Source organism: Streptomyces sp. SCSIO 30461 (genome assembly GCF_037023745.1).
Lineage (GTDB): Bacteria > Actinomycetota > Actinomycetes > Streptomycetales > Streptomycetaceae > Streptomyces.
In genome coordinates this window covers 6,618,363-6,631,653 of the sequence record NZ_CP146101.1, presented here as the reverse complement: position 1 = coordinate 6,631,653, position 13,291 = coordinate 6,618,363, and the positions used below count along the sequence as shown (strand labels likewise).

The window sequence follows — 13,291 nt, the reverse complement described above, 5'->3', positions numbered from 1 at the left end:
TTGCGCAGATCCGCAGGTCAGGCGGCTGCGGCGTCAGCCGCCTGAGCCTTCAGTGCCCGCTCGATCCCCGCGCGGGACTCCGAGATCAGTCGACGCAGGCCCGCGTTCGGACCGGCTGAATTCAGCCACTCTTCCGTGGCCGCAAGTGTCTCCTGTGACACCTGGAGCGACGGATACAGGCCGATGGCGATCTGCTGGGCGATCTCGTGGGAGCGGGACTCCCACACGTTCTTCACGACCGTGAAGAACTTCTCCGTGTACGGAGCAAGCAGTTCACGCTGGTCGGTCTGGACGAATCCGCCGATCACCGCCTCCTGCACGGCGTTCGGCAGTTGGTCCGACTCGACCACGGCCGCCCAGGCCTCCGCCTTCGCCTCGGCGGTGGGCCGAGCCGCACGGGCGGTCGCCGCATGCCGCTCACCCGCCGCCGTCTTGTCACGCTCCAGCTCGGCCGTGATCTCCTCCTCGTCGAAGACCCCGGTGGCCGCGAGCCGCCCCACGAACGCCCAGCGCAGCTCGGTGTCCACGGCCAGGCCCTCGACCGTCTCCCGGCCCTCCAGCAGCGCTTGGAGCAGGTCCAGCTGCTGCGGGGTGCGCGCGGTCGCCGCGAAGGCCCGTGCCCACGCCAGCTGGTGGTCACTGCCGGGCTCCGCCGCACGCAGATGGGCCAGCGTGGCGTCCGTCCACTGGGCCAGGCCCGCGTCCCGCCACTCGGGAGCCGCGTACAGGTCGATCGCGAGCTTCACCTGGCGGAGCAGCGACTGCACCACGCCGATGTCCGACTCCTTGGCGATACCGGACAGCACCAGCGACAGGTAGTCGCGCGTCGGCAGCTCGCCGTCGCGGGTCATGTCCCAGGCCGACGCCCAGCACAGCGCGCGCGGCAGCGACTCGGCGAAGTCGCCCAGGTGCTCCGTTACGGCCTTCAGGGACTCGTCGTCCAGACGCACCTTCGCGTACGACAGGTCGTCGTCGTTCAGCAGCACCACCGCGGGGCGGGGCTTGCCCACCAGTTCCGTTACGGCGGTGAGCTCGCCGTCCACATCCAGCTCCACGCGCTCGGTGCGCACCAGCTTCCCGGCTTCGTCCAGGTCGTAGAAGCCCACCGCGATCCGGTGCGGGCGCAGCACCGCCTCGCCCTTGGCGCCGGCCGGCAGCGCCGGGGCCTCCTGCTTGACGGCGAAGGAGGTGATGGCGCCGGACGAGTCCGTGTCGATCACCGGCCGCAGGATGTTGATGCCCGCGGTCTCCAGCCAGGCCTTCGACCATGTCTTCAGATCCCGGCCGCTGGTCTCCTCCAGCGCGCCCAGCAGATCCGTCAGCCGGGTGTTGCCGAAGGCGTGCTGCTTGAAGTACGCCTGCACGCCGCGGAAGAACTCGTCCATCCCGACGTACGCGACCAGCTGCTTCAGCACCGAAGCGCCCTTGGCGTAGGTGATGCCGTCGAAGTTGACCAGCACGTCGTCCAGGTCCCGGATCTCGGCCATGATCGGGTGTGTGGACGGAAGCTGGTCCTGCCGGTAGGCCCAGGTCTTCATCGAGTTGGCGAACGTGGTCCAGGCGTGTGGCCACTTCGAGCCCGGGGCGTACACCTGGCAGGCGATCGACGTGTACGTGGCGAACGACTCGTTCAGCCACAGGTCGTTCCACCACTCCATGGTGACCAGGTCGCCGAACCACATGTGCGCCAGCTCGTGCAGGATCGTCTCCGCCCGCACCTCGTACGCGGCGTCCGTCACCTTGGAGCGGAACACGTACTGGTCGCGGATGGTCACCGCGCCCGCGTTCTCCATCGCGCCGGCGTTGAACTCCGGCACGAACAGCTGGTCGTACTTGGCGAAGGGGTAGGCGTAGTCGAACATCTCCTGGAACCAGTCGAAGCCCTGCCGGGTGACCTCGAAGATCGCGTCCGCGTCCAGGTACTCGGCGAGTGAGGGGCGGCAGTAGATGCCGAGCGGCACGCTCTGCCCGTCCTTCTCGTAGGAGCTGTGCACGGAGTGGTACGGGCCGACGATCAACGCGGTGATGTACGTGGAGATCCGCGGCGTCGGCTCGAACCGCCAGACGTTGTCCTTCGGCTCCGGCGTCGGCGAGTTGGAGATCACGCTCCAGCCCTCGGGTGCCGTCACCGTGAACCGGAAGGTGGCCTTGAGGTCCGGCTGCTCGAAGGAGGCGAACACCCGGCGGGCGTCCGGCACCTCGAACTGGGTGTACAGGTAAGCCTGGTCGTCGACCGGGTCGACGAAGCGGTGCAGACCCTCGCCGGTGTTGGTGTACGCGCAGTCCGCGACGACCCGGAGTTCGTTGACGCCTTCGTGCAGATGCGGCAGGGCGATCCTGGAGTCCCGGAAGACCGCGGCCACGTCCAGGGACTTGCCGTTCAGCACGACTTCGTGGACGGCGGGCGCGACGAGGTCGATGAAGCTCTCCGCCCCTGTCTCGGCGGAGTCGAAGCGCACGGTGGTCACGGACCGGTAGGTGCCGCCCTCCTGCGCCCCGGTGAGATCGAGGTCGATCTCGTACGAGTCAACGGTGAGCAGGCGTGCTCGCTCTTGCGCCTCTTCACGGGTCAGGTTTGTGCCAGGCACCCGGTCATCTCCTCGGTATGTGACGTTTCCGGCCATCTTTCCACGGAGCGGGGGCGCCACTCATCCGAGTGACGCCGCGGTGCCGGAGCACGCGGACCCGGGAAGCGGCCGGGGCGGTCCGGGCACGTCTGCGTGGCCGGACCGCCCCGGATCAGGACTGCGGTCGGGTGCCGGTCAGGTGGCTGCCGCCGAGCGGTCGAGAGGCGCTCAGGCGCCCAGCTCGGCCGCCACCAACTCCGCGATCTGCACCGCGTTCAGGGCGGCGCCCTTGCGGAGGTTGTCGCCCGAGAGGAACAGGGCGAGGCCGTGGTCCACGGTCTCGTCCACTCGGATGCGGCCCACGTACGAGACGTCCTTGCCCGCGGCCTGGAGCGGCGTGGGGATCTCGGATAGTTCCACGCCCGCCGCGCCGCTCAGCAGCTCGTAGGCGCGCTCCACGCTGATCGCCCGCTCGAAGCGGGCATTGACCTGGAGGGAGTGGCCGGAGAAGACCGGAACCCGCACGCAGGTGCCGGAGACCTTGAGCTCCGGGATCTCCAGGATCTTGCGGGACTCGTTGCGGAGCTTCTGCTCCTCGTCGGTCTCGAAGGAGCCGTCGTCCACGATGCTGCCGGCCAGCGGCAGCACGTTGTACGCGATCGGGCGCTTGTAGACACCGGGCTCGGGGAACGCGACGGCCTCGCCGTCGTATGCCAGTCGGTCGGCGTTCTCGGCGACCGCGCAGGCCTGGGTGCGCAGCTCGGCGACGCCCGCGAGGCCCGAGCCGGACACGGCCTGGTAGGTCGTGGCGACCATGGCGACCAGTCCGGCCTCCTGGTGCAGCGGCTTCAGCACCGGCATGGCGGCCATGGTGGTGCAGTTCGGGTTGGCGATGATCCCCTTGGGGCGGTCCTTGACCGCGTGCGGGTTGACCTCGGACACGACGAGCGGGACCTCGGGGTCGCGGCGCCAGGCGGAGGAGTTGTCGATCACGACGGCGCCCTGAGAGGCCACCTTCTCGGCGAGCGCCTTGGAGGTGGCACCGCCGGCCGAGAAGAGCACGACGTCCAGTCCGCTGTAGTCGGCGGTGGCGGCGTCCTCGACGGTGATGTCCGTGCCCTGCCATTCGATGGCGGATCCCGCGGAGCGAGCCGAGGCGAACAGCCGGAGCTCCTCGACCGGGAACTTCCGCTCGGCGAGGATCTTGCGCATGACAGTGCCGACCTGCCCGGTGGCTCCGACGATTCCGACCTTCACGGGACTCCTCCGTACCTTTTCCGTGCTTCAGCACAGACTGTGTGGCCTGGTGTGTTCCATGATGCGTCTGTCCCAGGCGGGGTTGTCCAATCCATTGTCCAAGGGGCGGGATGCATGGTCCTGCTCACAGTTCTGCCCGCACGATGATGCCGGTCGCACGCCGAAGGGCGGGCGCCCTGTGGACGCCCGCCCTCCGAATGGTGCCGTCGGTCACACCGCGGTGGACCTGGTGGCCCGTGTTACGGGATGACCTTCTCGATCACGACGCTGCCGGTCCCGGCGGCGGTGCCGCGGGCGTTCAGCAGCTGGACCTCGCCGAAGAACCGACGCCCCTCGGGCGCCTCGCTGCCCACCAGGACCTCGGCGGCGACCTGCGCCGACGCGCCGCTGGCGAGCTTGACGGCCTTGGTCTCGTCGACCTTGACCGTGCCGAGGGAGGACGAGAAGAAGACGTCCCGGTAGTTGTACTCGGTGCTGCCGTTCGGGACGGCGTAGCCCACGATCTTGACCGTGTACGTACCGGCGGCGGGCTTGGTGAGGCTGACCGCCTCCTCCGAGTCGCCGTCGGCGGACGTGCCGACCTGCTTGTCGCCCAGCCACACCTCGAGGTCGAGGTCGGCGCCGGCGTCCGAGGTGCCGCCGATGGCGACGTCCAGGCGCTCCACGCCCTCACCGATGGTGACGGTGCTCTCCTGCGTCTCGCCGTCGGCGATGGTCGGGCGGCTGACCTTCGCCGAGCCCAGCGAGCCGCCCTTCAGCTTGCCGTCGATCGCGGCGAAGCCGTTGGAGACCGTCCAGTCGACCTTGGCGGCGGTGCCGACCTTGGCCTCGGGGATGGTCTTCACGGCCGGGTCGAAGACCGCGCCGAGCACGGACACGTCCAGCTTGTACGTGTTGTTCAGCAACGGGGACGTACGGCGGGACTCGACCTCGATCTCCCAGACACCCGGCTGCGGGTCGGCGTACGACCGCAGGTCGGGGCGGCAGGTGTTGGTCGGGCTGGTGTAGTTCGGGTAGCAGTAGATCGTGGAGCTGTTCTCGACGGCCACACCGTAGGGGTGGATCGAGATGAAGCGGGTCTGGCTCTTGTCCTTCAGCCCGCTCAGCGCGACCTCGAGGGTCTTGGCACCTTCGGGGACGGTCACGAAGTACGACTTGTGACTGTTGCGCTGTACGGTGCCGGACGCGGAGAACGCGTAGTAGGACGGCAGGGTGAGCTGCTTCGAGACCACGACCGTGGAGAGGATCTGGCGATCCACGCCCTCCGTGCGGAGGTCGTCGAGCTCCAGGATGGCGCTGTGTACACCGGCGGTGCTGGGCAGTGCGTCCACCTTGACGGTGACCGGCTCGTCCAGGGGCAGCATCACGTAGCCGCGGCCCGGCAGGTCGAAGGTGCCGTCGTTGTACTTCCAGTCCAGCTCGTGCCGGATCGGGCGGTCCGGACCGGTGGTCCGGGTGATGGTGATCGTGTACGACTTCTTCTGGCCGGTCTTCAGGCCGCCCTCGCGGTCGTACAGACCCGTGCCGAAGCCCGGGGTCTTCAGGTACTGGTCGATCGCGGTGTCGACCGGCGCCTTCACGCTGTACTCGGTGGCGGTCGCGCCGGCCTTGACGGCCTTCCAGGCACCCGGGATGTTGATCAGGCCGGAGCCCTGCTCGTGCGCCGCCGCGCCGTCGATCTTCTTGGCGCTGCTGGTCAGCGCCGTGCGCAGGTCCGCCGGGGACAGGTCGATCTTGCGCTGCTTGGCGGCGGAGAGCAGCAGCGCGCTCGCGCCCGCCGCCTGCGGCGAGGACATCGAAGTGCCCTGCAGCATTCCGTAGCCGGCCGGCAGCGTGTATCCGGCCTCGGCGACCGGGGCGCCCGGCAGCCAGGTCTGGATGGTGTTGATCGAGGCACCGGGGGCGGTGATGGTCGGGGTGAAGCCACCGTCCTCACGCGGACCGCGCGAGGAGAACGGGAACATCGCGTACGGCTTCGCGACCTCGGAGCCGTAGTTGGACGCCCAGGTCTCCTTGGAGATCGCGGCACCCACGGAGATCACCTTGTCGGCCAGACCGGGGTCGCCGATGGTGTTGATTCCGGGACCCTCGTTGCCCGCCGAGATGACCAGCTGCGCGCCGTACTCGTCGATCAGGCGGCTGTAGAGCTCCGCACGGGCGTTGTTGCCGTCGTTGAGCGCCGGCAGACCGCCGATGGACATGTTGACGATGTCCACGCCGCGGTTGATGACCAGGTCGGCCATGCCCTCGGTGAGCGCCACGTTGGTGCAGCCGCCGCTCCAGGAGCAGGCGCGGGACGAGACCAGTTTGGCGCCGGGCGCCGCGCCGTTCATCTTGCCGCCGAACAGACCGTTGGCCGCGGTGATGCCCGCGACGTGGGTGCCGTGCTCGGACTCGATGATGCCGACGTTGACGAAGTCGGCCTTCTTGCCGACCCAGTCGCCGCCCAGCGGGTCCATGGCGACGTTCTTGCGGATCTCGATCACGAACGGGATGCGCTCGGCGACGTCGGTCGCCGGGTTGTCCGTGCCGAAGTAGCCGATCTGGTAGCCGTCCTTGTACGGCTTCATCGGCTCGTTGTCGGTGAAGTCGCCGTTCTGGTCGGTGTCGACGCGGACGGTGCCCGCGGCCGGGTCGTAGAGCAGCCCGAACCGGTCGCTGGTGTCGCCGTCGCGGTTGACGTCACCCTTCATGTCGCCGTTGGCGGTGATCGACTCCGTGAACCGGCTGAACTGGTACGAGCCGGGCGGAGCCGTCCAGGTGCTGCCCGACGCGGTGAACGTCGGACCGGCGACCGGGGTGATCTGGGCGCGCCAGGTGCCGTCGTTGTCCGTGATCGGGTCCGTCGCCGTCACCCAGTCGGTGATCTTGCGCTCGCCGGTGGTGGTCTTCTGGAGCGCCGGGTGGGCGACGTCGACACCCGAGTCCATGATGCCGATGGTGACACCGCGGCCGTCGTACTTCGGGTGGTCCTCGACGAACTTCACCGCGCCCGTCTCGAAGGACGGGTTGTACGGGTTCTTGGCGGGAGTCTTCTTGCCCGGAGCCGCGTAGCTGCCGGCCTTGGTGCTCTTGCCGCCCTTGCCGGACTTGCCGTTGGGCGAGGTGGCGATCCCGCTCGCGCGGTCGCCCGCGGGAGTCGGGTCGTCCAGCTCGATCTCGTGCTTGAGGTCGATGCCGTGCACGCTGGGCAGCTTGCCGGCGGCCTTGATCGCCGCCTCGGCCTTGCCCGTCGGCACGGTGGCGCGGACGTAGCCGAGCTTGTCGTAGACCTTGCCGACGGAGGCACCCGGCACGGCGTCGAGCTGCGCGGCAACCTTCTCGGTCTCACCGGGGGCGGTGGCGACCATCATGGTGACGGTCTTCTCGCCCTTGGTCTCTGCCTGCTCCAGGAGGTCGGCGTCGGCCGCCCCCAGCTTGTCGGAGCTCGTGGACTTCACGGGGGCGGAACCGACCGGGTCGTCAGTCGCCGCCGCGAAGGCGGGCACGACTCCAGCGGTGACCAGCGCGGCCACCAGGCCGGCCGCGGCTGCCACACGGGCCGCGCGCCTCCGGCCGGATATGGAGCTCTGGGATTCGGGGGTCATCTACATCCCTGTAAGTGAAAGAGAGGGTCCGGATTTCGGTGCCGGATGACCGCTTACCTTTTCGTAAGAGACGGGTGTTTGTGGAGAGTTGACGGAGACGTGAAGGGTTGATGGCGTACATCCGCCACTGGCGTGACATGGGTCGAGGGGGCGAACCATCCTGATACCGGACATTCGGTCGTTCGGTTTCGAGGGGTGGTCAAGGGATGGGCTGGGGGATTCCCGATTGCGGTGCCCGCCGTGATGTGGATCGCGGTGTGTTCGTCGTGTGCGCGCGTGGCGGGAGCGGCCCCGGGCGGGCAGGGTGCCCGGGGCTCGTCACGGGAACGGCTGAAACCCGCTCAACCCGGGGATGCCGGTCAACCCGGCGGCATCGGGCGGAGTTCTTCCGGTCGAACCACCTCTGATCCGCCCAACAGCACGCGTAGACAGGAGTTCCCGCATGACCGTGCGTCTGACCGTACGTCCTGTTCGCATGATCCGGTCGGTGCTCGCCGCAGCGGTGGGGGCCGCGCTCGTCGGCACCGCGCTCGTCACGCCCGTGGCAGCGGCCGGCGCCACCCCCAGGCCGCCCTCCGAGCACGAGCGCACCCAGCAGGCGCTGGAGGCGGCCGTCGCCGAGGGGGTGCCGGGTGCGCTCGCACAGGCGGCCAGAGCCGGGCACCGCGTCTGGAACGGCGAGGCGGGCGTGGCCGACCGCACCACCGGACGTGAGCGCCGGCCCGAAGACCGCTTCCGCGTCGGTTCCATCACCAAGACGTTCGTGGCCACGGTCGTCCTCCAGCTGGAGGCCGAAGGGAGACTGAGCCTCGACGACACCGTGGAGCGCTGGCTGCCCGGGCTGGTGCGGGGCAACGGCAACGACGGGCGGGCCATCACCCTGCGACAGCTCCTCAACCACAGCAGCGGCCTCTACAGCTACACCGAGGATCCGGGGTTCTCGGAGAAGGTCTTCGGGCCGGGCTTCTTCGAGCATCGCTACGACACCTACACCCCGCGTGAACTGGTCCGGCTCGCCATGGGCCACCGCCCGAACTTCGCCCCGGGCACCGGCTGGCAGTACTCCAACACCAATTTCACGCTCGCCGGACTGGTCATCGAGAAGGCGACCGGTCGCCCCTACGGCTCGGAGGTCGAGCGCCGGATCCTGCGCCCGCTGGGGCTGCGCGGCACCTCTGTCCCCGGCGTCCGCCCATGGCTGCCGGGTCCCAGCGGACGGGCGTATTCGACCCTGGTCGGCCCCCAGCCGAGCCACACCATCCACGATGTCACCGAGCTGAACCCGTCGGCCGCCGGATCGGCCGGCGAGATGATCTCCACGACCGGCGACCTCAACCGCTTCTACCGGGTACTGCTCGGCGGGCGGCTGCTGCCGAAGGCGCAGCTGAAGAAGATGACCACGACCCTGTCGACGGGTGAGGACGCACCGAACCTCCGGTACGGGCTCGGGCTGATGGCGGTGAAGTTGTCGTGCGGCAAGGAGGTCTGGGGGCATGGGGGAGGCATCCACGGCTCCTCGTCGGGAGCCGTCGTCACCCGGGACGGCGGTCACGCCCTCGCCATGAACTTCAACAGTGACTGGGTGGGAGACACGGCTGCCGTGATGGAGGCGGAGTTCTGCTGACCGCGGGGCCGCGGGGGTCAACGGGGGAGTACCACGACATAGGCGGCGGGCTCCCGGTGCGGTGAGGCCATCAACGCAGTGCGGATCACCGCCGCCTGCTGGGCGGGGGCGTCCCGCAGGCGCTTCGGTGAGACGTGCACCACCGTGATGCCGAGGCGCTCCAGATGCTCCCGCTTGCGGCTGTACGCGGGCCACTCCAGGTCCGGGCCAGGCCCGCCCCCGCGCTCGTCCCCCGCTGCGCGGGGCGGGCGCGGGGCTCGGGTGTCCAGCTCCAGGGCGATCGCCTGCTCGGGCCAGTAGGCGTCGACACTGCCGAGACGCGGGCCGCCGGACAGTCGCAGATCGACGTTCCAGACCGGGTCGGGCAGCCCGTACAGGTGGATCAGCTCGTAGAGCCGGTCCTCGGCCAGGGTCCGCCCCTCGGCCAGCAGGGAGTCCACCGCGTCCACCAGATGGGGCCTGGACAGCAGCCGCGCGCGGTCCAGCTCCCCGACCACGGCGGCCGGTTCGCAGTATCCGGCCCGCACCGCCTCGGTGAGCAGTCGGCGCACCGAGGTCGCGTCGGTCAGACGCGCGACCGCGTCTGCGAGCGCTCGGGGCACCGGGGCGACCGGCAGTCCGGCGAGGTACTCGGGCCTCGGCGGCGACTGGGTGCGGATCAGCCGGGCGCAGCCCGCCGACCGGAGTCGCCGGGTGTGCGGCACCAGCACATCGATCCGGCTCAGCAAGGGCAGGGCCGGTACGGACGCGAATCGGCGCAGCGCCAGTGCCGCCAGCCCGGTGATCATGGCCTCCCCGCCGCCTACGGGCCTTCCGGCGTACGCCATTACCGCGTTCAGCCGCTCCTCGCTGGTGAGCGGCCTCCGGTGCAGCACGTACACACCGGGCAGCACCTGCTGCCATGGCCCGCCGAGCCCGCACTGCTCGGCGGCCCGGTCCGCGGGCACTCCGTGCGCTCGGAGCTGGGTGGCGGTCAGTACTCGGCTACGCACATCGGACCGAAGGTTCAAAGGGGAAGGGTAGAGAGGGGTGTTGGGGTTCATGGTGCGCCAATTCCCTGGCTCCGTATGCCTTCTAACCGCTGTTACACGGTCGTCGATATTTCCGGACAACACCGCCCTAAAGTACGGTAGTTCGAAAGCCGATCAGGCGCTGTGCTCACCGGCGCCGACATCGCCGCCAGGTCGTCCGCCGAAGCCTGGTGACCCCGTGGAGCGTGACCACGGAGAAGTAGGCGAGCGTCCACCGTGGGGGAGCGCGGTCGTGGTCTGCCCTTCGGCCATCGGAGTGGCCGCGCCCGGCAGCCTGACCGAGCGCCCGTCCGTGCCGCCTCGCCACCGCACACCCGCCGCAGCCCGAAGCGCATCACGCGCTTCTGCCGCGGTGAGTCGACCTGGGTGAGGTCGGGCCCGCCGCGCCGGTACCGGGAGACCGGTACCGGCGCCGTAGGTTCGCTCCGGGCCGGCTCTGCGAGCCGATCGCGTCGGCTCGCAGCAGCTCAGCTCAGTCCCGTACCGCGTCCCGCTGCTGGGCGCGCAGCACGCGGGCGAGATCGTCGCGCTCCTCGATGACCAGACGGCGCAGCGCCGGAGCGGCATCGGGGTGCGAGGCCAGCCAGCCGTCCGCCGCGTCCAGGGTGGCCTGGTCGTCCTGGAGGCCGGGGAACAGCCCCTGCACCACGTCCATGCCGATCTGGATCGACCGCTCCGCCCACACCCGTTCGATCGAGTCGAAGTACTTCCGCGTGTAGGGCGCGATCAACTCGCGCTGCGACGCCTGCGCGAAGCCGGAAATCGTCGCCGCCACCAGGGCGTTGGAGAGCGCGTCGGACTCCACCACCTGCGCCCATGCCTGGTCCTTGACCGCCGCCGAAGGGCGCGCCGCCAGGCACCGGACCTGGTGGCGCTTGCCGGAAGCGGTGTCGTCGCGGGCCAGCTCCGCACCGATCGCCGCCTCGTCGGTCACCCCGTGTGCGGCCAGCGGCTCCAGCAGCGCCCAGCGCAGCTCCTGGTCGACATCGAGGCCGTCGATCCGCGCGCTGCCGTCGAGCAGTCCCTGGAGCAGCTGGAAGTCGGCGTGGGTCGTGGCCGTCGCCGCGAAGAAGCGCGCCCAGGTCAGTTGGTGCTCGCTGCCCGGCTCGGTGAGCCGCAGCTCGCGCAGCGCGCACGCGGACAGCAGCCGGCCGCCCTCCTCACGCCAGGACGGGGCGGCGTAGTGCACCAGCGCGGTGCGCGCCCAGGCGTGCACCATCTGGAGCACGCCCATGTCCGACTCCCGGCCGGCGAAGTCCATCACCACGGCCACGAAGTCCCGCGCCGGCATGAGTGCGTCGCGGGTCATGCTCCACAGCGCCGACCAGCACAGCGCACGGGCCAGCGGATCGGTGATCGCCCCCAGGTGCGAGCGCAGGGTGTCGAGTGAGACCTCGTCGAAACGGATCTTGCAGTAGGTGAGGTCGTCGTCGTTGACCAGGACCAGCGTGGGACGCTCCGCCCCGGCGAGCTCGGCCACGACGGTCCGCGCCCCGACGACGTCCACCTCGGCCCGCGCGTAACGCACCAGGTCCGACCCTTCGAGCCGGTACAGCCCCACCGCCACCCGGTGCGGCCTGAGTTCGTCGCCCTTCTGGAGCACCGCGAGTTCGGTGATCCGTCCCTCGGCGTCGTACACGGCCACCGGGGTGAGCGTGTTGACGCCTGCGGTCTCCAGCCAGGAGCGCGACCAGGCGGCCAGGTCCCGGCCCGAGGTCTCCTCCAGCACCGACAGCAGATCGCCGAGCTGGGTGTTCCCGTACGCGTGCCGCTTGAAGTAGCGCCGGACACCCTCAAGGAAGGCGTCCCGGCCCGCGTAGGCCACCAGCTGCTTCAGCACCGACGCGCCCTTGGCGTAGGTGATGCCGTCGAAGTTGAGCTTCGCGTCCTCGAGGTCACGGATGTCCGCCGTGATGGGGTGCGTGGACGGCAGCTGGTCCGCGCGGTACGCCCAGGCCTTGCGGTTGTTCGCGAAGGTCACCCAGCCGTTGCGGAAGCGGGTGGCCTCGACCATCGAGAGCGATCCCATGAAGTCCGCGAAGGACTCCTTCAGCCACAGGTCGTCCCACCAGCGCATGGTGACCAGATCGCCGAACCACATGTGCGCCATCTCGTGCAGGATCACGTTGGCGCGCCGCTCGTACGACGCCTGGGTCACCTTGCCGCGGAAGACGAACTCCTCACGGAAGGTCACACACCCCGGGTTCTCCATCGCCCCGAGGTTGTACTCGGGCACGAAGGCCTGGTCGTACTTCCCGAAGGGGTACGGGTAGTCGAAGTGCTCGTGGAAGAAGTCGAGACCCTGCTTGGTGACCAGGAAGATGTCGTCGGCGTCGAAGTGCTTGGCGAGTGACTTGCGGCACATGGCGCCGAGCGGGATCTCGAGCGTGCTCCCGTCGGGCAGTACGCGGGTGTAGAGGTCGCTCTCGTGGTGGTAGGGGCCGGCGACGACAGCGGTGATGTACGTCGAGATCGGCTTGGTCTCGACGAACCGCCAGGTGCCGCCGTCCCGGGATGCGACGGCTTCGTTGCTCCAGACCGTCCAGTCCTCAGGCGCGGTCACCTCGAAACGGTAGGGAGCCTTGAGGTCCGGCTGCTCGAAGTTGGCGAACACCCGGCGGGCGTCGGCGGGCTCGTACTGCGTGTAGAGGTAGACCTCCCCGTCCTCCGGGTCGACGAACCGGTGCAGGCCCTCGCCGGTGCGGCTGTACGCGCACTGGGCGTCGACCACCAGCACGTTCTCCGCGCGCAGCGCGGGAAGCGCCACCCGTGAGCCGTCGAAGACGACGGCCGGGTCGAGCTCCTCGCCGTTCAGGGTCACGGCGGTGACCGAAGGGGCGATCAGATCGGCGAAGCTCGCGGAACCCGGCTCGGCCGCGCGGAAGCGGATCGTCGTCACCGAGCGGAACGTCCTGGGCTCCGGCGCCTGTTCCTCGGCGGCGGACCGCACGTCGAGGAAGACCTCGTACCCGTCGACGGACAGCAGCGCGGCCCGTTCGTCGGCCTCGTCGCGGGACAGATTCTCTCCGGGCACGGCCACTCCTTTGTGTCTCGTTCGAACGGCACTGATCCTCGCATGGGCCCGGACGGCCGTGCCGTCGGCCCGGGGCGGGCCGACGGGGCACACAGAAGGGCCCCCGCGAGTCCTGTCCTCGCGGGGGCCCTTCCTCCATCCGCCTGCAAGTGAAGGTAGAGAAGACGATCACGAGCAGGACGCCTCCTTCC

At 69.6% G+C, this 13,291-nt stretch carries 6 protein-coding genes; 1 reads left to right on the top strand and 5 read right to left on the bottom strand.

Going from position 1 to position 13,291, the window contains the following annotated elements:
- Positions 1-17 precede the first annotated feature (17 nt).
- The 3 genes from pepN (V1460_RS29780) to V1460_RS29770 all read right to left on the bottom strand — a co-directional run bounded on the left by pepN (V1460_RS29780) (position 18) and on the right by V1460_RS29770 (position 7,411).
- A complete protein-coding gene (pepN, locus tag V1460_RS29780; protein WP_338676691.1) occupies positions 18-2,588 on the bottom strand; it encodes an aminopeptidase N in 2,571 nt (856 codons plus the stop codon).
- Between the two features lie 207 nt (positions 2,589-2,795).
- Positions 2,796-3,824 carry an aspartate-semialdehyde dehydrogenase gene (locus tag V1460_RS29775; RefSeq protein WP_338676690.1) on the bottom strand — a complete coding sequence of 343 codons (1,029 nt, stop codon included), beginning with the start codon at positions 3,822-3,824 and terminating at the stop codon, positions 2,796-2,798.
- Positions 3,825-4,063: 239 nt separating this feature from the next.
- Complete coding sequence (locus tag V1460_RS29770) at positions 4,064-7,411, bottom strand: S8 family serine peptidase (RefSeq protein WP_338676689.1); 3,348 nt, start codon at positions 7,409-7,411, stop codon at positions 4,064-4,066.
- Between the two features lie 442 nt (positions 7,412-7,853).
- On the opposite strand from V1460_RS29770, the gene V1460_RS29765 reads away from it, so the two are divergent.
- The gene (locus V1460_RS29765; RefSeq protein ID WP_338676688.1) at positions 7,854-9,035 is read left to right on the top strand and encodes a serine hydrolase domain-containing protein; all 1,182 of its coding nucleotides are present in this window, start codon (positions 7,854-7,856) and stop codon (positions 9,033-9,035) included.
- Between the two features lie 17 nt (positions 9,036-9,052).
- Here V1460_RS29765 and V1460_RS29760 read toward each other — a convergent pair whose 3' ends face one another.
- Together V1460_RS29760 and pepN (V1460_RS29755) are read right to left on the bottom strand one after the other, a co-directional pair.
- Positions 9,053-10,078 (bottom strand): hypothetical protein, encoded by a 1,026-nt coding sequence (locus V1460_RS29760; protein ID WP_338676687.1) that lies wholly within the window; start codon positions 10,076-10,078, stop codon positions 9,053-9,055.
- A 460-nt stretch (positions 10,079-10,538) separates the two neighbouring features.
- Entirely contained in the window at positions 10,539-13,100 is a 2,562-nt protein-coding gene (pepN, locus tag V1460_RS29755; RefSeq protein ID WP_338676686.1) for an aminopeptidase N, read from the bottom strand.
- Positions 13,101-13,291 lie beyond the last annotated feature (191 nt).

Excerpts from the sequence above, each read along its gene's own strand:
- V1460_RS29770 (WP_338676689.1), bottom strand. The coding sequence starts at position 7,411 with ATGACCCCCGAATCCCAGAGCTCCATATCCGGCCGGAGGCGCGCGGCC.
- V1460_RS29765 (WP_338676688.1), top strand. The coding sequence starts at position 7,854 with ATGACCGTGCGTCTGACCGTACGTCCTGTTCGCATGATCCGGTCGGTG.
- V1460_RS29760 (WP_338676687.1), bottom strand. The coding sequence starts at position 10,078 with ATGAACCCCAACACCCCTCTCTACCCTTCCCCTTTGAACCTTCGGTCC.